This window comes from Pandoraea sp. (genome assembly GCF_041919235.1).
Lineage (GTDB): Bacteria > Pseudomonadota > Gammaproteobacteria > Burkholderiales > Burkholderiaceae > Pandoraea.
In genome coordinates, this window is record NZ_JAYRUC010000027.1 from 48,854 (window position 1) to 70,225 (window position 21,372).

Below are 21,372 nucleotides of genomic sequence, written 5' to 3' on the forward strand. Positions count from 1 at the left end.
ATGAACTCGCGTCAGGCGTCGCCCCCCATTGCGCTCACCATTGCCGGCTCGGATCCCAGTGGTGGCGCGGGCATCCAGGCCGACCTCAAGACGTTCTCCGCACTTGGCGCCTACGGCGCCAGCGTGATTACGGCCCTCACCGCGCAAAATACGCAAGGCGTTACCGGCATCCACACGCCGCCCGCGAACTTCGTTACCGCGCAAATGGACGCCGTTTTTCAGGATCTAGAGGTCGACGCCGTCAAGCTCGGCATGCTTGCCAACGCCGAGATCGTACGTGCGGTTGCCGCCGCATTGCGTCGCTACCAACCGCGATTCGTCGTGCTCGATACGGTGATGATTTCGAAGAGCGGTCACGCGCTGCTGCTGCCAGACGCCGTCGCCGCATTGCGCGACGAGCTGCTGCCGCTGGCAGATCTGATTACACCGAACCTGCCGGAAGCGGCAGCGTTGCTAGGCGTTGCGCCGGCGACCGACGAAGACGAGATGGCGCAGCAGGCGCACGCGCTACGCGCGTTGGGCGCTCGCAACGTACTGGTCAAGGGCGGCCATCTGGCCAGCGATCTGAGTCCGGACTGGCTCGTGAGCGCCGACGGGGTCGAACGCTTCAACGCAGCGCGCCTCGCGGTTCACAACACCCACGGCACCGGTTGCACGCTCTCCGCTGCGCTGGCTGCGTTGCGCCCGCGCCGCAACGACTGGCCAGACACCGTGCGCGACGCCAAGGCTTATCTCAACGGCGCGCTCGCAGCCAGCGACACACTGCACGTCGGCCATGGCATCGGCCCCGTGCATCACTTCCACGCGCTCTGGCCCAAGGATTGAGGCGGAACGGGTATGCGTGTCATGCCGGATCGGTCGGATCGGTCGGATCGGTCGGATCGGTCGGATCGGTCGGATCGGTCGGATCAGTCGGATCAGTCGGATCAGTCGGATCAGTCGGATCGGCCTGACGGTGCACCGTCGTCGACGTTACGTGCGAGCTTGCGGCGCGCAGCCGCGTCCGCCCGTTCGCGCAATTCCTCGATACGATGCCGGGCACGCGGCGCCCAGTAGTCCGGCACGATAAATCCGCGCTCGCATTCGAACCAATCGCCCTCGCCGGCGCGCCGCGTCAACGACACGATCAGCAACGGCTCGGCAACACCGCGTTCGCGCCAATGCGTTTCGATATGGGCATGTATCGCCGCCAACGATAACGCCGCCGAATCGCCAACGCGTGCAGGCGCGAGCCAACGCCCACGCGGCAGTAGCGCCCACATCCGATCGCGCTGGTCATGGTCAGCCTGCGTGTGCTGCGACGAGTGCGCGTGCGCCCACCACTCGTCGAGCGTCGCCCACCAGCCTCGGCCGTGCGAATCGGACACGACCTGCGGCAACCGCCCGCGCTGTGTGAGCGGATGGAACAGCCACCCCTTCAAATAGACTTGCGCCAACCATGGCCCCACAGCAGGCAAGGCACTACGCGCGGCGTCAACGGTCGTTAGTTGCAGTTGATGTCCGAGCAAGCGCGCCACCTTGTCCGCCAGACTGTCGGCCAGGTTCGGCCCAAGCCAATGAAATTGAATGGCACGCTCGTCAAGCATGGGCGACGGCGTCGCGCTCGGCACGAACAGGTATAGCTTTACCGCCAACTCCCAATGCAACAATTGACGGTCGGCGCGACGCTCCAGCAAGAAATCATACTCGCCGAGCGTCATGTTCCCGCGCCGGGCGTCGCGCACTTGCAGGCCTGCGGCAAGCACATTGAACCGAGGGCTGTGCAGCAATGCGAAGTGCAGCAACTGCTCCGCGTAGCGGCCCAGCCGGTTGCTTTCGCCACGCGCGAGAAACGCACGCAACGGCGCCGCGTCGGCGTCGCACGCGAGCAGCCAGTCATGCAGGATTCGAGAATGAAAGACGGGTTCGCAAACGCCGGAAAGCCTTGCGGGCGCAACACCTGGCGCCGCAGCGACGGGATCGGTCGGCGCATCGACCGCCGCCTGCAGACCGTCGAAATGCGCCAGTGCCGCCGGGAAACGGGCCGCACTGAGCAAGTCGGCGGACAGCAGCAGCCACGCGAGGTCGCGCACCGGCGCCTCGCGCAATGTCTCGATCAGTTCGCCGTAGGCTTGTTGGCCGGAGTCGATTCGCACACTGCCTCGTAGGTAGCCCGCGCCAGGCACCAATCCGTCCAGGCCCGGGCCTTGTCGGGCAAGCTGCGCAAGAGATAGGCCGGATGGTAAGTCACGATCACCGGTACCCCCTCGTATTCATGCACTCGTCCACGCAAGCTGGCGATGCTCGCCTGCGTACGCAACACACTCTGCGCCGCGAAGCGCCCCATCACCACGATCACGCGCGGCTTGAGCAGCGCAACCTGACGCTTCAGATACGGCTCGCAGCTCGCCACTTCGTCCGCCTGCGGATCGCGGTTGTTCGGCGGGCGGCACTTGAGCACGTTCGCGATATATACGTTCTCCCCGCGCTGCAACGTCACCGCGCGCAGCATGTTGTCGAGCAGCTTGCCGGCCTGACCGACGAACGGCTCGCCCCGCAAGTCCTCCTGCTGCCCCGGCGCTTCGCCCACGAGCAGCCAGTCGGCTTCGCGATCGCCTACGCCGAAAACCGTCTGCGTACGCTTCTCGCACAAACCGCACAGGCGGCAATTGGCAACACGCTCCGTGAGCGCCTCCCAATCCAGCGTCTCGACGCCCGGCAATGCCGGACGCGACGGCACATCGGCGTCGCCCGCGTCGCGCACGATCGACCACAGCGCGGCATCGGCAGCCGCATCGCCATCGCCGTTGCCCTCGCTATCGAGCCACATTGGCACGTCGTCGGGCGGCAGATCCCCCGCAACCCGGTCGTCCCCGCGCGGCGCGGCTGGCGGCGCCGCGTTACGACGGACCGGGGTCACGGGCAGCGCGTCGGATGTTGCGGCCCGCCCAGCGGGTCGCGCCGCGCTCGAGGCATCGAAGGGCGTCACCTCCCATGGCGGCGAGTCGTCGGCAGACGCCCCAACGCGAGGGGCCGCCGCATCACTGAGCGTACCGAGCGTACCGAGCGTTGGCGCGTCGGCGTGCGCCACAGCCTCCATTTCCACCTCGGCAGCGGCATTCGCCGCCTGGGTCGCCGTCTCGTGGGACATCCACACCGGCCAGAGCCCAAACTCCTCCAGAATCGCTTTAGGCCACGGCACGATCGGTCTCCCACGACAGGCGCATCACAATAGCGTCTTCACGACGCCCGCTCGCCGGATAATATTCCTTGCGCCGGCCGATCTGCTCGAAGCCGAAACGTTCATAGACGCGCAACGCCCGCAGGTTCGACGGGCGCACTTCCAGCAACACCCCGCCCATGCCTTGCGCACGCGAGACGCGCACGACTTCCTGCAGCAACTGCACACCCAGGCCGTTGCCCTGCATTTCGGGGACTACGCACACGTTGAGCAAATGCGATTCGTCCACGACCGGCATCAGCAGGAAATAGCCCAGCAGCGTGCCATCGACGGCGCGCAGGCAGACCCCCTGATGCCCGGCACCGAGCGAATCGGCGAAGTTCTGGCGGGTCCACGGAAACGGGTACGCGCGCACTTCGACGGCGACGACCTCGTCGAGATCGGCCAGCGTCATCGGTGAATAATGGTTCGGCCCGCTCTGGCGCATCAGCGCGCCCCCTTGCCGACGGTCTGCGCTGCAGCTTGCCTGATCGCCTCGCGCTCGGCGGTCGTTTGCGCCACTTTGTTGCGGATGTAGACCGGCATGGCCTGATCGGCGGGAATCGCTTCGCCGCGCGCAAAGGCGCGTGCCGCCAACGCCACGACATAGCGGGCGCGCGGCATGGCATCGGCCAGCACCGCGTGTGCCTGTGCACTCACCTGCAAACGCTCGCCAAACGCCAGCGCGGCATTCCCCGCAAGGACGAATTCGGCATCGGGTGCAGGCACCGCTTCGGCGGCGTCGAGCGACGGCGCTCGAACTTCGCGCCAATCGCCAGCGACGGCGTCCCAGGCGTAATCGGCCCAGTAAGCCTCGTTCATGCGCGCATCGAGCGCGACGAGTACCCGTTGCACGCCAACGCGCGACGCACGCGCCGCTTCGGCACAGGCGACCAGCGTGCCGACCGGCACCACCGGCAGTGAGGCGCCAAAGGCCAGCCCCTGGGCAACGCCGCACGCCGTACGCAATCCGGTAAATGAACCCGGCCCGGCGCCAAAGGCAACGGCATCGCAGTCGGCAAGCGTCAGGCCGGCCTCGTGCAGCACATCACGCACGGCAGGCAGAATATGGGTACTGGAGACCGGCCCGGTATCGAGGTGGCGCTCGACCACAAGGGCCGGCGCCGCGCTGGCAGGATCGTGACGATACACGGCAACCGAACAGAACTCGGTCGAGGTATCGAGGGCGAGAAGCGTAATCGAAGACATGACGCCATTGTAATCGGGCGGGCGGCGAGCGGCCTAGCGGGATCGCTCGCCGCCCGCCTCGAGCCGACGCCACGCGCTCGCCTCCTGACCCAACGCGGACCGGCGCGGCACGCGTCACCTCGTGAAAATCCGAACGTGCACTTTTCTCGAAACACTGATATAATCCGCGCTTCGCTTCGCGGGACGTCACGTGACTTCCCGTAAAGCGGCGAAAAACCGCGTTTTGCCCCAATCCTGTGATAAGCCGCTGTAGTTCTTGCCGGTACTGGCGTTCCTGATGGAACGACCCGCCGCCGTCCCTGGCTTACGATACGGATTTCGATCCGCTTTCTGCCCCATCCGCGATTTGCATCCTGCTTGCGACGAATTGGGTTTGCCGATTGGCGCCAACGCCCCGACATAACCTTATCCATCCGCAAGAGGATTCATGGAACAGACTTCCAAGCTGTCTGCGCTCGCGCAGACGTACTTCCCTTCGTCCGAAGAAAACGTCGACGCTATTGTTACCGAAGCTGCAACGGCACCCAGTGACGACGGCAAGCCCACGTTCGCCGAACTCGGCCTGAACCCGGCCATTCTGTCGGTACTCGCCGCCTCGGGTTACAACCACCCGACACCGGTACAGCAGCGCGCAATTCCCTCCGCGCTCACCGGTCGCGATCTGCTCGTGTCGAGCCCGACGGGTTCGGGCAAGACGGCCGCCTTCATGCTGCCGGCCATCCATCGCTTCGCGCAAATGCAAGCCAGCGGCGAGCTGAACAGCCGCGCCCCGGCAGCCCACCCGCGCAATCAACCGGCCGAACCGGGCGAGAAGCCCCGCAAGGGCCAGCGCGTGCGTCGCGTCGCTGCGCAGCCGCTGCTGCTCGTGCTCACGCCGACGCGTGAGCTGGCACAACAGGTATCGACTGCCGCCGACACGTACGGCAAGCATCTGCGCCGCCTGCGCACGGTGAGCATTCTGGGCGGCATGCCCTACCCGCGTCAGCTCGAAATGCTGGCCAAGCAGCCCGAGATCATCGTGGCAACGCCGGGCCGTCTGCTCGACCACATCTCCAGCGGCAAGATCGATCTGTCGCAACTGTTGATGCTCGTGCTCGACGAAGCCGATCGCATGCTCGACATGGGCTTCATCGACGACATCCAGACCATTGTCGACGCCACGCCCGAGTCGCGCCAGACGCTGCTGTTCTCGGCAACGATCGACGGCCGCATGGGCGAAATCACGCGCCGTCTGCTGCGCGATCCGGAAACCATCGAGATCACGCGCGGTAACGATCAACGCACCAATTCGGACATCGAGCAAACGCTCCATTATGTGGACGATCGCGCCCACAAGGATCGCCTGCTTACGCACCTGCTCGCCCACGATTCGCTCGATCAGGCCATCGTGTTCACGTCGACCAAGCGCGACGCGGATCTGCTGGCCGACCAGCTCGAACAGGCCGGCTTCGACAGCGCCGCACTGCACGGCGACATGCCGCAGGGCGTGCGTAACCGTACGCTGCGCGCGCTGCGCGAGCGTCGTGTGCGCGTGCTGGTTGCCACCGATGTCGCCGCACGCGGTATCGACGTGCCGGGCATTACGCACGTGTTCAACTACGATCTGCCGAAGTTCGCGGAGGACTACGTCCACCGTATCGGCCGTACGGGCCGTGCCGGTCGTCGCGGTGTCGCCGTGAGCCTGGCCGCACACGCTGAAATCGGCGCCGTGCGTCGCATCGAACGCTATACGCGTCAACCGCTGCCGGTCAATGTCGTGGCCGGCTTCGAACCGCGCCGTTCGGCACCGAAGGCAGGCGCCGCCGGCAAGCGTCCGGGGCAAGGCCGCGGCGCGCCGCGCCATGGTCAGAGCAACAGCGGCAGCCGCTGGGGCAACAGCAGCGGCAACGGCGGCAACGGTGGTGGCTATCAGGGCGGTCAGCGCTTTGGTGGCAACAAGCCGGCCGGCAGCCCGTTCGAGCGCCGTGAAAGCAGTGGCTTCCAAGCGGCGCATCAGCACAATGGCGGTGGCAATGCCGGCAACGGCTTCTCGAACGGCAGCGCTACCGACCGCTTTGAGCGTCGCTCGCCGCGCCCGCTCGACGGCAATCGTCAGGATCGCGGCGGCCGCAGCTTCGACGCACCGCGTCAAGATCGCGGCTACAGCAATCGCAACGGCGGCGGCTTCAGCAAGCGTCGCGGCGACTGAAACGCCTGACGCCGACAGGACCGCTCGCGTAGCGGTCCTGAACAGCGTTGCGAAAACCCCGGAAGTTGACGTCGATCGTCAACGCCGGGGTTTTTGCTTTTATGCCCTTACGGTGTCGACGCAAACCGATCCGTCGCCTCGATCAACCAATGCAGGATGGTGGGCTCGCTGAAGGCATGCCCGGCGTCGGACGCCCAATAAAAATCCGCCTCCGGCCAGGCGTTGTGCAATTCCCACGCCGTGCGGGCGGGCGTGGCCACGTCGTAGCGCCCCTGAACGATCACGCCCGGAATGTCGCGCAAGCGGTGCGCGCCATCGATCAATTGATTCGGTTCGAGAAAGCCGTCGTTGACGAAGTAGTGGTTCTCGATGCGCGCGAACGCAATCGCGTAGTGCGGATCGCCAAACGCCTCGGTGAGTTTGTCGTCGGGCAGCAGCGTGATGGTGCTGCCCTCCCACATGCTCCACGCGCGCGCCGCCTCGATTCTCACCGCCTCGTCATGGTGGGTCAGGCGCTTCCGATACGCACGCATCAGATCGCCCCGCTCTTCGAGCGGAATGGGCGCCAGAAACGACGCCCAACGATCCGGAAACAGCCACGACGCCCCCTGCTGGTAGTACCACTGCAACTCTTCGCGGCGCACGGTGAAAATGCCCCGCACAATCAATTCGCTCACACGCCCGACGTGCGCCTGCGCATAGGCCAGTGCCAGCGTGCTGCCCCACGATCCGCCCAACACCAGCCAACGTGCATATCCGAATCGGGCACGCAAGCGCTCGATGTCATCGACCAGATCCCACGTGGTGTTGTGGTCAAGACTCGCATGCGGGACCGAGCGCCCGCAGCCGCGTTGATCGAACAGGGTGATGCAGTATTTCGCGGGATCGAACAGACGACGGTGCTCCGGGGAACATCCGCCACCAGGCCCACCATGCAGGAACACCGCCGGCTTGCCCTGCGGATTGCCGCACCGCTCCCAGTAAATGCGATGCCCATTGCCGACTTCGAGCATGCCGCGCTCAAACGGCTCGATCGCCGGGTACAAACCGCGTAGCGCGTCCGGGCGCGTCTCTATGACTTTTCCGGGCGCGCGCGGCGTGCGGCGCGGTGCCAGGGTCTGGACGCGTGGATCGTTCGTCAGGTTGCGGGGAGCATCTTTGGGAATGTCGGCGGACATGGGCATCCTCACGGGAACAATGGCCAGCGCATCTGCAACGTTGCGTGCGCAACGTCGGCACGCAAATCGTGGGCGAGCAAGACGAGGACAAATACGTCGAGGGTCAGTGTAGCGCCGTGCGTCACACAAGACAAAGCCCACGTTCAAAACGAAATGGGACGATGCCGACCTCGCCCGTCACAACTGCCTCGCCTGCGGATCGACCGCCAATCCGCAGCGAGGCTGGACATTCGCGCAGGCGCGCAAGGTCGTGACCCTCCGCGCGAACGGCTCGATGCAATGCACCGACGGCGCAGTGCGGCACGACGGGTGCCTGGACGGCTAAGGCCTCGCATGGCGCTCATGGCGTTCATGACGGGAGGTGGGAGGTGGGGGGGTAGGCGACGACATCCGGGCGGGTCGACGCGTCACCGTCCTCGACGACTTCGCGGCCCGCCCATCGGCATTCATGCCCTCTTCCCGCAGCACCGCCATCTGCCGCCGCGTGTTCGTCCATTCATCGACCCTCTCAAGCACCACCAAAGTACTTCGGTCTACTGGCAAGACGATGCGGCGCGCGGGGAATCGCAATGCGAGACGATCTGACCCAGGGCACACAATAAACGTTTGAGTCTGCCCCCGTTTCCCATGCAGTGACGAGGCCCTTGCGGCGCAGGGGCATCGGAAGTCCCTAATTCAAGGCCGCCACACGCGCAAACTGCTCTTTTGACGTCGACGCGCCAAGGAGCGCACGCTACTTGCAGCGCTGGCAACGCGAGACCGTCACATTCCTCGGCGTTATCGGGTTTGCCCCCGTTGTTGCGCCGCGCCAAAACCATAGAATCGAAGCAAAGGGTTCGCTGGCGATGGGCAGGTTTCGAAGCGTCGCAAGGCATCCAGGGGCGTCGCAAGGCCCGGAACAGCGGACTGGGTTGCAAGACCGTGATACCTGCGCGAGCCTGTGAACGCGTGTTCAGCAACGCCAACTGCGGGAGGTCCTATGCTGTTTACCCACATCCTCATTCCGACCGACGGGTCGGAACTCTCCGAAAAGGCTGTCACTGGCGGACTCGAATTGGCGCGTGCACTCGGTGCCAGAGTGACGGGCTATTGCTGCCTCGCGGAGTATCCGTACTCGCCGTTCAGCGAGTACGTGCTGGAAGCGCCAGCGACATTCAGTGAACGCATTGCCGACGAGGCGTGTGCGCATCTCGATAAGCTGGCTGAAGCTGCGGCCGCCGCAGGCGTTCCCTTCGACCGCGACAGTTCCACGTTCCCTGCACCCTATCTGGGCATCATCGATGCGGCGCAACGACACGGGTGCGACGTCATCCTGATGGCCTCGCACGGCCGGCGTGGACTCACCAGCGTGTTGCTCGGCAGCGAGACGCAGCGCGTTCTCGTGCACTCCAAGATTCCGGTGCTCGTCTATCGTTGATCGTTGATCGACGATCGTTCGGCGTCGACCCGGCAGCCCATGAAAAAAGGCCCGTGAGCGGGATACGCTCACGAGCCTTCTCTCGTTCAGGCGTGCATGGCAGCGCTTACCGCGACGGGACCGCAGTCAGGGCCGCCCCGGCCGGATAAGCCGGACGCGCGATCATGACGCGACGTCGTTCCGTCAGTTGACGATGCGCCCCCACGCGCATCGCCGCCGACAGGCGCACCGCGCCCTCCCTCGCCCGGTCAGGCGACCTTGACCTGCGCCTTCTTTTCGTCGAAGAACTGTTCGTCCTCCGTCGAACCCTTCAGGGCCGTGGTCGACGCATCGCGCTCGATCGTTTGCGTGACGGCATCGAAATAGCCCGTACCCACTTCGCGCTGGTGCTTGACGGCCGTGAAGCCCTTGTCGGCCGCCGCGAATTCGGCTTCCTGCAACTCCACGAAGGCACTCATCTGACGGCGGGCATAGCCGTGCGCCAGATTGAACATCGAGTAGTTCAGGCTGTGGAAGCCGGCCAGCGTGATGAACTGGAACTTGTAGCCCATGGCACCGAGTTCCTTCTGGAACTTGGCGATGGTGGCGTCGTCGAGGTTCTTCTTCCAGTTGAACGACGGCGAGCAGTTGTACGAAAGCATCTTGCCCGGGAAGTGCTTATGAATGCCCTCGGCAAACTGCCGGGCGAATTCGAGATCGGGCTTGCCGGTCTCGCACCACACCAGATCGACGTACGGTGCGTAGGCAAGACCACGTGCGATGGCCTGATCGAGGCCATTGCGCGTGCGGTAAAAGCCTTCGACCGTGCGCTCGCCCGTGCAGAACGGCTGATCGAGCGGATCGACGTCAGCAGTGATCAGGTCCGCCGCTTCGGCATCGGTGCGGGCAATCAGAACGGTCGGCACGCCGAGCACGTCCGCCGCCAGGCGCGCTGCCACCAGCTTGGCCACCGCTTCGCGCGTCGGCACGAGCACCTTGCCGCCCATGTGGCCGCATTTCTTGACGGAAGCGAGTTGGTCTTCGAAGTGCACGCCACCGGCGCCCGCTTCGATCATCGCCTTCATCAGTTCGAAGGCGTTGAGCACGCCGCCGAAGCCGGCTTCGGCGTCGGCCACGATCGGCGCGAAGTAATCGATATAGCCTTCGTCGCCCGGATTCTTGCCTTCCGACCATTGGATCTGGTCGGCACGCGTGAAGGTGTTGTTGATGCGGCGCACGACTTGCGGCACCGAGTTGGCCGGATACAGCGACTGGTCGGGGTACATTTCGCCCGCGACGTTGGCGTCGCCCGCGACCTGCCAGCCCGACAGATAGATGGCCTTGAGCCCGGCCTTGACCTGTTGCATGGCCTGGTTGCCGGTGAGCGCGCCGAGCGCGTTCACGAACGGCTCTTCGTTGATCATGCTCCACAGGCGCTCAGCACCGCGGCGCGCCAGCGTTTGCTCCGGCTGGATCGAACCGCGCAGACGCACGACGTCCTCGGCCGAGTAGCCACGCTTGATGCCCTTCCAGCGCGGATTGTTCGCCCAGTCCTGCTCGAGTTGCTTCACTTGCTCTTGACGCGTCGTCATGATGTGCTCTCCTGGTTTCTCGATACAAATAAAAAAGGTGACGCTTTGCCGCTTGATCGGCGCCGGGACTGCGGTTGACCGCTTTCAGCGTCTCAAGATCGGCAGGTCTTGTATAAGAGTGTAGGGATTTCTCACGCAACGCAACAGAACGAATCATCGTCCAAGACGATATTTTTTATTTATATTAATCAAATACATAGCAAAATAATTTCTTAATATGAAACGATGTTTCCCTTCCTGAAATCGCACTGTTGTGCCAAGCAGCGCAAATTTTTACGGACCGCAAAGCCATTCCGCATGATGAAAAATGCCGGTAGCGGAAGCTACCGGCATGGAGAAATGCCGAGTGTGAAAACGGGCGACTGCGCCGGGAGCGCCGGGAGCGCCGGGAGCGCCGGGAGCGGCGTGGGTGGCGTGGGTGGCGTGGGTGGCGTGGGTGGCGTGGGTGGCGTGGGTGGCGTGGGCGGCGGTTAAGACGTGGCGCGACGGGCGGACGGTGCCGTCTTGGGCGGCTTACACACAAGCCACACGGCCAGCGCGATGAAGCAGCCACCGAAGAAATGCGCCATGGTGACCGCTTCATTCAGGAATAATGCGCCCCACAACACACCGAACGGCGGAATGAGGAAGGTCACGGTCAGCGAGCGCAACGGTCCGAGATCCGCGATCAGGCGGAAGAAGAGCATATAAGCCACTGCGCTGCAAACAAAGCCGAGCGCGGCCAGCGCAGCCCAGACACCGCCGGTGACCGGGCCCGGCATGCCGGACGTCGCCGACACGTAGCCGAAGAATGGCAGCAACACAACCGCCGCGCCCAATTGGCTGCCGAACGCGACGAGCTTGGCGTCGAGACCGCCTCGCTCGGTAATCCAGCGCTTGGTGAGATAGCCCGCCAGACCGTAGCAGAAGGTGGCAACGAGACACGCCAGCGCCCCCATCATCACCGGCGCCGACATCGTGACCGGTCCGGTACGCGTGAGCACCGCAACGCCGGCCAGCCCGAGCAACACCCCGAGCCCCTTGGCGCCGCTCAGACGCTCGCGAAAGAACAGTGTGCCGACGATCACGCCCATGAGCGGCGTGGTCGCGTTGAGAATGGCGGAGTAGCCGGCAGGCAGCACGCGCGCGGCAAGACAGTACATCGCGAACGGAATGCCCGAGTTGATGACACCGAGCAGCATCGCGCGCCCGAGCAGCCCCCTGAAATCCCAACGCACGCGCAGCACAAGCAGGATCACGGCCATACCGACAGCACCAAGGGTCACACGCAGGAACGCCGTGGGCAACGGCCCGAGCACCGGAACGATGATACGCATGAAAAGAAAGCTCGCCCCCCAGATGGCGGAGAGCGTCAGCAAACGAGCAATGTCGGACGAACGCATGGTCGGAAAGACGGCTCAGTCGGCCGTCAAAGAGAGTGAAAACGCGTGAATCGTCCCACATCGGCGCCGGGCACGCTGGTCAAAATCGGACATGCCGGTGCCGCCACGGTTATGCACATCGTCAAACAAGCCCATGCGGCATGCCGAGCGAGTCCCAAGCTGTTTTCAGAATCGTCGCATTGAACAAGTGCAACGTCGCACGATATCGTGGCTGACCGACCGATCGGAGACTTCGAACGACATGACGAACGACATGACGCACCAAGATTCGCATCCCGTGTCACCTATGGATGGGGCAAACACGTCTGCCGCGTCGCTGCGCTGCCAAGCCAACGACATCCATCCGATTCCCCGCACGCGATTTCAACGTCGAGCGCCGGGGCAAACCGCCCCGCCGACGGTCGCGCCGCGCGGTTACGACCTCTGGAATCACTATGAAGTCGCCTGGCTCGACATGCATGAGCGCCCGCAGATCGCCGTCCTGGAACTCGTGATTCCATGCGATTCCCCATACACATTGGAGATGGCAGACGCGCAACGCTATTTCCTGACGCTACGCGAGCGCTGCTTCGAATCTCACGACGCGCTTGAGGCCCATGTGGCAGGCGAGCTGTCGCGCTGCCTGCGCGCCTACGTTCTCGTGCGCGCCACGCCGGTGAGGCAAGCCATCCGCACAACGACCGCATGCGGGCCCGGCACTGAGAACCTCGACCTCGCACCGGTCAGCGTGGTACGCGGTGGTGTGCAGCCGAATCTCCTCGGCCTTGCCCGCGATGCCGACGCCGCGCTCGCGTCGCCCATTCACGAATGTCTGACCTCCGACCTGTTGAGCGTGCGATGCCCGCTCACGGATGGTGTGGACTACGGGACCGTCTGGTTCGACTACACGGGCGCGCCGATCTGCCGTCGCTCGCTGCTCGCTTACGTGCTGTCGTTTCGCGACAGTGCGATGCTCATCGAGCAATGCGTGGAAGCGCTCTTCGGCGATGTCCTGGCGCAATGCGCACCGACGCGGCTGGCGGTCGGCGCGCGCTTCACGCGACGCTACGGACTCGACATCAATCCCGTGCGCTCGACGCATGCCATCGCAATCACCAACATCCGGACCGTTCGCCAATGACTTCCATCGCCTCCACTCTGTCATCGTCCGCCGCGCCCGGTTCACGTCAAGCAACACGCATTACCCCCGCCGTCATCGGGCTGGCAATCGCCTTCGTGAGCTTTTTGCTGATCTCGAACGCACTGGGTGCGCGCGTGTGTGAAGTGACGCTGCCTTGGTCGCCCACCGACGAGCCGGTCAAACTGACGTTCTCTGCCGCGCTGATCAGCTTCCCGTTCGCGTATCTGTTTGCATCGGTGCTCACGGAAGTCTACGGCTATCGCCTAAGCCGCATCGTGATCTGGAGCGGTCTTGCGGCCAATCTGGTAATGATCGGATTTCTGTGGCTGATGGCCCGCATGCCAACCGAAGCGGCCTGGGCGGCGCAAACGGGCTTCACCGACGAGGTGCAGCGCCACTGGTTCGAGGCCATTGCGCATATGTTTCTCGCGTCGGTCTCCGCATGTTTCGTGGGCGAGTTCGCGAACGCTGCCATGCTCGCGCGCATGAAGGTAGCGATGCGAGGCAAGCTCGCCGGTCTCCGCATCATGGCAGGCAGCGCGCTTGCCGCCATGCTCGATACGGTCGTCTTCGCACTGGTCGCCTTCGCCTACGTCCTCGACTTCGACACCATGGCGCGAATGGTCGGGCTCGAATTCGTCTTCAAATGCGTGCTGCAATGGCTGGCGCTTCCGCTCACGGTCGGACTCGCGCGCCTGCTCAAGCGGGCCGACGGCATCGATCACTACGACATCGGCACCCCGCTGAATCCGTTCAGTCTTCGGGTTTCGGCACCGCAACCTTCCACCGGCGTCCGATAGCGCACGACGCTCGAACCCTTCTACCGCAGTGCCCCAGCGGTAGAAGGCTCACGCCCAATCGGCATCGCGCGCGCGGCGATAGGCCACCCAGTCCCCGCCCGGAATCGGCGGCAAGCGACTGACGGCCGATTCGCTCACCGGATAGACGATGCATGCGTACGTCGCGCCGTCACATGCGACCGCATGCATCTCGCGAACGAACAACCCTGCCTCCCCCGGATACACCGCCTCGATCTCGTCGAGCACGGGAACCAGCGCCGCCGCAATGCGATAGACGTCACCCGCGACGCGGCCTGCGGCGTGGGCGTCTCCCGCGGCTGCCACGTCGAGCACCATGCCGGGATAGTGCCCGAAATCGTAAAGCCGCCCGCGCAGCGATGCAGTGCCAACATGGACCGGGGGGGCGATGCCGCAGCGCGCAGCGGCGCGCATGATGTCGTTGATTTCTCCCGCTCGCAGCGTGCCATAGACAAAAACGTGGCAGGTCTCGTCTCGCGAATCGCGAGCGTCACATCGATCGCGTGTTGGCGTTGTCATCAAGCGCGTTCAGGTCGTAAATGGGGGTTGCCCAGTCAAGGGAAAAGGTCGGTGGCGTGGCGGACGGCACTACGTCCACAACGTGGTGCCATGGATGATAGCGCCTTTGCCACCGGGAAACCTGTGAGGCGCTGTCGTCCCGGCACGCAGGCGGCCCCGAGGCGTGTCAGAAAGGCATCCCACGAAAACAGCGGCGCGCTTGCGAACGAGTGCGCGCGGCTGAATTACACTTACGGGACCCGAATTGTCGTGCATACGCCATGCCCAACCTCACGCCTGCGCGGTCCGAACCGTTGGATGCCGAGCCGCCGCGCCTTGCGAGCGATGTCGCGGCCCCGGTCGATCCCGGCCCCCATATCGTGCCGACGGCGTTTACGCCCACCCGCGAGCGCCCGGTCCGGCTGCGCGCCCGGCCGCTGCGCGACGGCATTCGCGTGCCCGATCATCAACATGCCTGGGCTCAGGTCGCCTACACGCCAAGGGGGGTGATTCAGATCGCGGTGGCGGATGCGGCGTGGATCGTCCCGCCATCGCGCGCCATCTGGATTCCGCCCAATGTCGTGCATAGCCTGCAGGTCAACGAACCGTCCTACTTACGCACGCTCTATGTGCATCCCGATGTCGTTCCGGCCGGGCTGACGCATTGCCGCGTGGTCGAGGTCTCGCCGCTGCTGCGCGAGCTGATCGCGGCCATCGACGTGCCCGAATCGACGCTGGAGGCGCCTCGCGAACACTTGCTGGGCGGCCTGATTCTCGACGAGTTGCGGCGTGCGTCACCGCTACCGCTGGAAGTGCCGCTACCGCGCGACAAGCGGCTGCTCACGCTGTGCAACGCCATGCTGGCCGACCCGGCACGTGCCTGGACACTCGATCAATGGGCCCGTCATGCAGGCGCCAGTCCACGCACCATCGGACGGCTGTTCCGGCAGGAACTCAATATGAGCTTCGTTCAATGGCGTCAACAAGTGGTGCTGGCGCAGGCGATTCCGCTCGCGTCGAAGGGATATCCGCTTGCCCGCATCGCCCGCGAATTGGGCTACCGGAGCCAGAGTGCGTTTTCCGCGATGTTCAAACGCACTTTTGGACGCACGCCCAGCGAGTTCTTCGCCGCCGTTCCGGACGCTACATCTGCCGAAACAAGTGCGCGTACTGACGACTAACCGCCACACGGTCCTTGCGACGCTTGAGCTTGAGTGTAAGACGGCCAAGCGGCGTGTGCTGCGCACTCACGACTTCCGCCACATTGACGACCGTGCTGCGATGCACCTGCCAGAAGCGCGACGGATCGAGTTGCGGCAGCAATTCGCGCAGGCTGGTGCGGATTCGCAGATCGCCGTCGACCGTCGCCACCATGACGTGCTTGTCGGCCGCCTCGAAGAAACACACGTCGTCGACGGGGACGAGATGAATCGCGTCGCGCCCGCACGCCCGCACAAAGCGCAGGTATTCGCGGGCATCCGCTGTCGACACGGTACGTTGCGCCAAGTCTGCGTCGAACTGCCGTGACGCAATGGCTTCCGCCTGAGGTGCACCGAATGCCGCCAGCAAGGGTGCGAGCGTGCCGACATCAGGCGCGGCGAGCCGATCGCGTACCCGCGCCACCGTTCGCGCAAGCCGGTCGGGCGCCACGGGTTTGAGCAGATAGTCGACGGCGGCGGCGTCGAGCACATCGAGCGTGGCGCGCTCGAACGCCGTGACGAAGACAATCTGCGGCGGCCGTGCAAGCCGCGCACATGCCCGGGCCACATCAAGCGCCGTGGCATCTGGCATAGCGATATCGAGAAAGACAACATCGGGCTGTGCCTGCGTGATAGCGGCAATTGCCGACACCCCGTCCTGTGCCACGGGTAACACCCGCAGCTCGGGCCACGTCTGCGCCAGCAGGGTGCGCAGCGTGTCGGCGAGCAATGGGTCGGCGTCGACAATCAGGGCGACGTGGGATGTCATGCGCTCCACTCTCTTGGCGGACTGGAAATCTAAACCTTCTGCGCTTTGCACCGGCCGTTGCCGTCTTGCGACGCAGGACGCCTGCGGATCGCCAACGACGGTCGTGCGGCGTGATGGGCAGACACGTTCACCGCGCCGTAACTCCGCGACTCGCGCCTCGCGCCGCAGCCGCAGCCGCAGCCGCAGCCGCGCATTCTCGCCGACGATTGTGACACGACGATGCGAGACTGCGCGCGTAAAAAAATAGACAAAAAAAATCCCCGCACTCCTCTTGGAGCGCGGGGACCGACGATCGGGCGCGTCGTGCCCGGGAGACTTACTCGGCAGCCGCTTCGGCCGCTTCGTTCACCGGCCCGGAAGGGTCGGCCTCGAACGTGAATCGCCCATTGCGCCAGTCGACCGGAATGGTGTCCTTCGGTCCGAACTTGCCGGCCAGCACCAGCTTGGCGATCGGATTCTCGATCTCCTGCTGAATCGCCCGCTTGAGTGGCCGCGCCCCGAATATCGGGTCGAAGCCCTCGCGCGCCACGTGCACCAACGCCGCGTTGCTAACGTCGAGCGTCATGTCGAGCTTGGCCAGGCGTTGACGCAAGATCTCGATCTGGATGGTGGCAATCGACTCGATGTGCTTCTGGTCGAGTCCGTGGAACACCACGACTTCGTCGATACGGTTCAGAAACTCCGGGCGGAAGTGATCCTTGATCTCCGTCCACACGGCGTCCTTGATCCGGTCCTGCGGCTCGCCGACCATCGACTGAATCATCGACGACCCAAGGTTCGACGTCATCACGATCACAGTGTTCTTGAAGTCCACCGTGCGGCCCTGACCATCCGTCATACGACCGTCGTCGAGCACTTGCAGCAGCACGTTGAAAACGTCCGGGTGGGCCTTCTCGACTTCGTCGAGCAGGATCACGCTGTACGGCTTGCGACGCACCGCTTCCGTCAGGTAGCCCCCTTCTTCGTACCCGACATAGCCCGGAGGCGCACCGATCAGACGCGCCACGCTATGCTTCTCCATGAACTCGCTCATGTCGATGCGCACGAGGTGATCTTCCGCGTCGAACAGGAACATCGCGAGCGCCTTGCACAGCTCGGTCTTGCCCACACCGGTCGGCCCGAGGAACAGGAACGATCCATACGGACGGTTCGGGTCCGACAGCCCGGCGCGCGAACGACGGATGGCATCGGCCACGGCGGTAATCGCCTCGTCCTGCCCGATCACACGCTCGTGAAGCTTGGCCTCCATGTTGAGCAGCTTTTCGCGCTCGCCTTGCATCATCTTCGAGACGGGAATGCCGGTGGCTCGCGAAACGACTTCCGCGATCTCCTCGGTACCCACCTGCGTGCGCAACAGACGCGGATGCGCCTGCTGGCCCGCCGCCTCAGCGGCGTCGGCGTCCTTCAACTGCGCCTCGAGCTGCGGCAGCTTGCCGTATTGCAACTCGGCCACCTTGTCGAGCTTGCCCTCGCGTTGGAGCTTGGCAATGTCGGCGCGCAGGCGGTCGATCTCTTCCTTGACTTGCGCACTGCCCTGCACCGCCGCCTTCTCGGCCGTCCACACCTCTTCAAGATCGGCGTACTCGCGCTCCAGACGCGAGATCTCTTCCTCGATCAACGCCAGCCGCTTCTGCGACGCTTCGTCGGTTTCCTTCTTGACGGCTTCGCGCTCGATCTTCAACTGGATCAGACGTCGTTCGAGCTTGTCCATCACTTCCGGCTTCGAGTCGATTTCCATCTTGATCTTCGACGCGGCTTCATCGATCAGATCGATGGCCTTGTCCGGCAGGAACCGGTCGGTGATATAACGCTGGCTCAGTTCGGCCGCCGCCACAATCGCCGGGTCGGTAATCTCCACCCCATGGTGCAACTCGTACTTTTCCTGCAAGCCACGCAGAATCGCAATGGTGGCTTCCACACTCGGCTCATCGACCAGCACCTTCTGGAAACGACGCTCCAGCGCAGCGTCTTTCTCGATGTACTTGCGGTACTCATCGAGCGTGGTCGCGCCGATGCAGTGCAGTTCGCCGCGCGCAAGCGCCGGCTTGAGCATGTTGCCCGCATCCATTGCACCTTCGGCCTTACCTGCGCCGACCATCGTGTGAATTTCGTCGATGAACAGGATCGTGCGGCCTTCGTCCTTGGCGATGTCGTTGAGCACGCCCTTCAGACGCTCTTCGAACTCGCCACGGAACTTCGCGCCAGCGAGCAAACCGGCCATATCGAGCGCAAGTACGCGCTTGTTCTTGAGTGACTCCGGCACTTCGCCGTTGACGATGCGCTGCGCCAACCCTTCCACGATGGCGGTCTTGCCCACGCCCGGCTCACCGATCAGCACCGGATTGTTCTTGGTGCGGCGTTGCAGAATCTGAATCGTGCGGCGAATCTCGTCGTCGCGGCCGATCACCGGATCGAGCTTGCCGAGCGAGGCGCGCTCGGTCAGATCGAGCGTGTATTTCTTGAGGGACTCGCGCTGGCTTTCGGCGTCCTGGCTGTTGACCGGCTGGCCGCCACGCACGCCCTCGATGGCCGCTTCCAGCGCCTTGCGCGTCAGGCCGCGGGCACGGGCCAGCTTGCCCGTCGTGCCCTTGTCGTCGGCCAGCGCGAGCAGGAACATTTCGCTCGCGATATAGCTGTCACCGTGCTTCTGCGCTTCCTTGTCGGCCTGATTGAGCAGGCCCGCGAGCTCGCGGCCGACCTGCACATTGCCATCGGTGCCCTGCACCTGTGGCAGCTTGGCGATGCTCGATTCGATGTCATGCGCGAGCGGTTGAACCTGTACGCCTGCGCGCTGCAACAGCGAGCGCGCGGCGCCTTCGGGTTGGGCGATCAGCGCTGCCAGAAGATGCTGTGGCTCGATGTATTGCTGGTCGCGACCGACTGCCATGCTTTGGGCATCAGCCAGCGCTTCCAGGAACTGCGTGGTGAATTTGTCTTGTCGCATCGGGTGCTCCGGTAAGAAGTCTCTCTGGATCGGATGTGCGGACAATCCCCTGGGGTTTCAAGGGGCATTACTGTGCGACATTTGGCATTTCGCGCGCGCCGGAAGCGGGCCGGCGTCGGGAACGTGCATTGGAGGGAACCGGCGGCGTGCGACAACGGCAGGACGCGCCCGGGTTTGAAGTCCATAATAGCCACTTTTAGCATCCCGCACCACGTACCATCGTGACGCCAGAACGTCGGCAATGCCTGATGCGCTTATCCAGGAATCTGTCGAAATGTCCGCTCAAACCTCCGCCCCAATGCCCGGTGAGTGGCCCGTGAAGCGCATCGCCGAGATTGACGAAGACGCCGTGCGACTACTCGTGCATACGTTCTACGAGCGCATTCGCAACGACGACATGCTCGGACCGGTTTTCGAGCAGGCGCTCGACGGCCGCTGGAACACCCATTTGGAAAAAATGGTGGCGTTCTGGTCGAGCATCGTACTTGGCGCCAAGCGGTACCGCGGCAATGTGACGCAGGCGCACCAGCCGTTCGGCCACTTGAGCGGCGAACACTTCAGCCGCTGGCTCGCGCTGTTCTTCGATACGCTGGACAAGCACTTCGAGCCGCAGGCCGCATTCGCCTTCGCGGAACCGGCGATCCGGATCGCAGAGAGCCTTCAATTGAACCTGTTCGGATGGGAATACACGCTGCCCCCGGCCCAGCGGGCGCTACTCGATAGCGTGAAGCAGGCGAGGTTAGCGCCCCGCGAATGACGCGATCGAGGCAATCGAGGTGATCGAGGAAGATTTTGAAGATTTTCCGGTGTTACCCGGAAATAAGAGACGAAATCAGCGATTCTCCGCCGGCCCCGTGGGCACGTCGGTCGCCCATCGTTCACGCGCGGCCGTATCTGTCTCGCGGGCATCGACCCAGCGCTCGCCCTGCGGCGTCGTTTCCTTCTTCCAGAACGGCGCCTCGGTTTTCAGGTAATCCATGATGAACTCGCAGGCAGCGAAGGCGTCGCCCCGATGGGCCGACGTAACCGCCACCAGCACGATCTGATCGCCCGGCCCCAAGTCGCCGTAGCGGTGAATCACCAGCGCATCAAACAGTCGCCAACGCTCGCGCGCTTGCGCGACAATCGCTTCCAGCGCCTTTTGCGTCATGCCCGGATAGTGCTCGAGCGTCATGCGCGAGACGTCCTTGCCGTCGTTCAGGTCGCGCACCGTACCCACGAAGCTCGCCACGGCCCCCACGCGCAGATCGCCCGCGCGCAGTTGCCGAATCTCCTCCGAAAGGTCGAAATCCTCGGTCTGTACACGAATGGGCATGATGGGGGTATCTCCTGTGCTGTGGTTCGCCGCGCCGGCGAGGCCATACGGCTCAACCGCCGGTCACGGGCGGAAAGAACGCGACCTCACAGCCTTCGCTCAGACGCGTGGCGGCCGGCACCATCGTATGGTTCAGCGCCATGCGCAGCGCGCGCTGCGCGCCGAGCGTCTCGGCCCAGACCGGCCCTCGGCCGCACAGCCACTGGCGCACGTCGCCTACCGTGGCAATCCCGGCAGGGACTTCCACACGCTCCTCAGCGACATTCAGCGCCTCGCGAACGCTGGCGAAAAAGCGAAGTTCGATCTGCATAGTCTGGCTGGCACGCCGCGTTGACGACGCCCCTCTCTCTTAATATAGGAGGTCGGAAAACGGCAGGAACGCCACCGTCTGTCCGGCTTCGATGCGATGTCCCGGCGGGTTGTCGATCAGGCCGTCGCCCCACACGGTCGACGTGAGCACCGCCGAACTCTGGTTGGGAAAGGCATCGAGGCCGCCCCGTGCGTTGATACGGGCCCGCACGAACTCATTACGACGGTCCGCCTTCGTCTGGGTGAAGTCGGCGCG

20 protein-coding genes and 2 pseudogenes are annotated in these 21,372 nt (G+C 64.3%); 9 read left to right on the forward strand and 13 right to left on the reverse strand.

Features of this window, described 5'->3' with window-relative positions:
* A complete protein-coding gene (thiD, locus tag ACE3UG_RS19360) occupies positions 1-825 on the forward strand; it encodes a bifunctional hydroxymethylpyrimidine kinase/phosphomethylpyrimidine kinase (RefSeq protein ID WP_374626925.1) in 825 nt (274 codons plus the stop codon).
* Between the two features lie 110 nt (positions 826-935).
* On the opposite strand, the gene ACE3UG_RS19365 is transcribed toward thiD, so the two are convergent.
* The 4 genes from ACE3UG_RS19365 to tsaB are packed head-to-tail and all read right to left on the reverse strand — an operon-like array spanning position 936 to position 4,408.
* Positions 936-2,135 (reverse strand): DUF1853 family protein, encoded by a 1,200-nt coding sequence (locus ACE3UG_RS19365; RefSeq protein ID WP_374626927.1) that lies wholly within the window; start codon positions 2,133-2,135, stop codon positions 936-938.
* Positions 2,096-3,130 (reverse strand): uracil-DNA glycosylase family protein, encoded by a 1,035-nt coding sequence (locus tag ACE3UG_RS19370; RefSeq protein WP_374626963.1) that lies wholly within the window; start codon positions 3,128-3,130, stop codon positions 2,096-2,098. Before ACE3UG_RS19370 ends, ACE3UG_RS19365 begins: the two co-directional genes overlap by 40 nt.
* A gap of 37 nt (positions 3,131-3,167) precedes the next feature.
* Complete coding sequence (rimI, locus tag ACE3UG_RS19375) at positions 3,168-3,647, reverse strand: ribosomal protein S18-alanine N-acetyltransferase (protein WP_374626929.1); 480 nt, start codon at positions 3,645-3,647, stop codon at positions 3,168-3,170.
* Positions 3,647-4,408, reverse strand: coding sequence for a tRNA (adenosine(37)-N6)-threonylcarbamoyltransferase complex dimerization subunit type 1 TsaB (tsaB, locus tag ACE3UG_RS19380; protein WP_374626931.1), 762 nt, complete (start codon positions 4,406-4,408; stop codon positions 3,647-3,649). The genes rimI and tsaB overlap by 1 nt, the downstream gene beginning before the upstream one ends.
* 427 nt (positions 4,409-4,835) lie before the next feature.
* Here tsaB and ACE3UG_RS19385 point away from each other — a divergent pair, with 427 nt between their 5' ends.
* On the forward strand, positions 4,836-6,596 hold the full coding sequence (locus ACE3UG_RS19385) for a DEAD/DEAH box helicase (protein WP_374626933.1): 1,761 nt from the start codon (positions 4,836-4,838) through the stop codon (positions 6,594-6,596).
* A gap of 107 nt (positions 6,597-6,703) precedes the next feature.
* Here ACE3UG_RS19385 and pip read toward each other — a convergent pair whose 3' ends face one another.
* On the reverse strand, positions 6,704-7,642 hold the full coding sequence (pip, locus tag ACE3UG_RS19390) for a prolyl aminopeptidase (RefSeq protein WP_374626965.1): 939 nt from the start codon (positions 7,640-7,642) through the stop codon (positions 6,704-6,706).
* Positions 7,643-7,937: 295 nt separating this feature from the next.
* On the opposite strand from pip, the pseudogene ACE3UG_RS19395 reads away from it, so the two are divergent.
* Together ACE3UG_RS19395 and ACE3UG_RS19400 are read left to right on the forward strand one after the other, a co-directional pair.
* Positions 7,938-8,359, forward strand: a pseudogene (locus tag ACE3UG_RS19395) (hypothetical protein); the annotation flags it as partial.
* A gap of 397 nt (positions 8,360-8,756) precedes the next feature.
* A complete protein-coding gene (locus tag ACE3UG_RS19400; RefSeq protein WP_374626967.1) occupies positions 8,757-9,191 on the forward strand; it encodes a universal stress protein in 435 nt (144 codons plus the stop codon).
* 248 nt (positions 9,192-9,439) lie between these two features.
* On the opposite strand, the gene aceA is transcribed toward ACE3UG_RS19400, so the two are convergent.
* Positions 9,440-10,762 (reverse strand): isocitrate lyase, encoded by a 1,323-nt coding sequence (gene aceA / locus ACE3UG_RS19405; protein WP_374626935.1) that lies wholly within the window; start codon positions 10,760-10,762, stop codon positions 9,440-9,442.
* A 339-nt stretch (positions 10,763-11,101) separates the two neighbouring features.
* Here aceA and ACE3UG_RS19410 point away from each other — a divergent pair, with 339 nt between their 5' ends.
* Positions 11,102-11,236: a hypothetical protein gene (locus tag ACE3UG_RS19410; protein ID WP_374626937.1), complete on the forward strand. Its 135-nt coding sequence runs from the start codon at positions 11,102-11,104 to the stop codon at positions 11,234-11,236.
* Here the strand turns inward: ACE3UG_RS19410 and ACE3UG_RS19415 are convergent.
* Positions 11,233-12,144, reverse strand: a complete 912-nt coding sequence (locus ACE3UG_RS19415; RefSeq protein ID WP_374626939.1) for a DMT family transporter — start codon at positions 12,142-12,144, stop codon at positions 11,233-11,235. The two genes, ACE3UG_RS19410 and ACE3UG_RS19415, sit on opposite strands and share 4 nt — an antisense overlap.
* A gap of 286 nt (positions 12,145-12,430) precedes the next feature.
* Here ACE3UG_RS19415 and ACE3UG_RS19420 point away from each other — a divergent pair, with 286 nt between their 5' ends.
* Together ACE3UG_RS19420 and ACE3UG_RS19425 are read left to right on the forward strand one after the other, a co-directional pair.
* The gene (locus tag ACE3UG_RS19420; RefSeq protein ID WP_374626941.1) at positions 12,431-13,264 is read left to right on the forward strand and encodes a hypothetical protein; all 834 of its coding nucleotides are present in this window, start codon (positions 12,431-12,433) and stop codon (positions 13,262-13,264) included.
* Positions 13,261-14,064 carry a queuosine precursor transporter gene (locus tag ACE3UG_RS19425; RefSeq protein WP_374626943.1) on the forward strand — a complete coding sequence of 268 codons (804 nt, stop codon included), beginning with the start codon at positions 13,261-13,263 and terminating at the stop codon, positions 14,062-14,064. The genes ACE3UG_RS19420 and ACE3UG_RS19425 overlap by 4 nt, the downstream gene beginning before the upstream one ends.
* Before the next feature lie 48 nt (positions 14,065-14,112).
* Here ACE3UG_RS19425 and ACE3UG_RS19430 read toward each other — a convergent pair whose 3' ends face one another.
* Positions 14,113-14,601 (reverse strand): gamma-glutamylcyclotransferase, encoded by a 489-nt coding sequence (locus ACE3UG_RS19430; RefSeq protein WP_374626945.1) that lies wholly within the window; start codon positions 14,599-14,601, stop codon positions 14,113-14,115.
* A 293-nt stretch (positions 14,602-14,894) separates the two neighbouring features.
* Here ACE3UG_RS19430 and ACE3UG_RS19435 point away from each other — a divergent pair, with 293 nt between their 5' ends.
* A complete protein-coding gene (locus ACE3UG_RS19435; RefSeq protein ID WP_374626969.1) occupies positions 14,895-15,761 on the forward strand; it encodes a helix-turn-helix domain-containing protein in 867 nt (288 codons plus the stop codon).
* On the opposite strand, the gene ACE3UG_RS19440 is transcribed toward ACE3UG_RS19435, so the two are convergent.
* Both ACE3UG_RS19440 and clpB read right to left on the reverse strand, forming a co-directional pair.
* Entirely contained in the window at positions 15,724-16,548 is an 825-nt protein-coding gene (locus ACE3UG_RS19440) for a LytR/AlgR family response regulator transcription factor (RefSeq protein WP_374626947.1), read from the reverse strand. The two genes, ACE3UG_RS19435 and ACE3UG_RS19440, sit on opposite strands and share 38 nt — an antisense overlap.
* A gap of 316 nt (positions 16,549-16,864) precedes the next feature.
* A complete protein-coding gene (gene clpB, locus ACE3UG_RS19445) occupies positions 16,865-19,492 on the reverse strand; it encodes an ATP-dependent chaperone ClpB (protein ID WP_374626949.1) in 2,628 nt (875 codons plus the stop codon).
* 274 nt (positions 19,493-19,766) lie between these two features.
* Between clpB and ACE3UG_RS19450 the strand changes: the two genes are divergently transcribed.
* A complete protein-coding gene (locus tag ACE3UG_RS19450; RefSeq protein WP_374626951.1) occupies positions 19,767-20,249 on the forward strand; it encodes a group III truncated hemoglobin in 483 nt (160 codons plus the stop codon).
* A gap of 75 nt (positions 20,250-20,324) precedes the next feature.
* On the opposite strand, the gene moaE is transcribed toward ACE3UG_RS19450, so the two are convergent.
* The 3 genes and pseudogenes from moaE to ACE3UG_RS19465 form a co-directional block, all read right to left on the reverse strand.
* On the reverse strand, positions 20,325-20,807 hold the full coding sequence (moaE, locus tag ACE3UG_RS19455; RefSeq protein ID WP_374626953.1) for a molybdopterin synthase catalytic subunit MoaE: 483 nt from the start codon (positions 20,805-20,807) through the stop codon (positions 20,325-20,327).
* Between the two features lie 52 nt (positions 20,808-20,859).
* Entirely contained in the window at positions 20,860-21,117 is a 258-nt protein-coding gene (gene moaD, locus ACE3UG_RS19460) for a molybdopterin converting factor subunit 1 (RefSeq protein ID WP_374626955.1), read from the reverse strand.
* Between the two features lie 39 nt (positions 21,118-21,156).
* Positions 21,157-21,372: pseudogene (locus ACE3UG_RS19465) on the reverse strand (molybdopterin molybdenumtransferase MoeA); the annotation flags it as partial.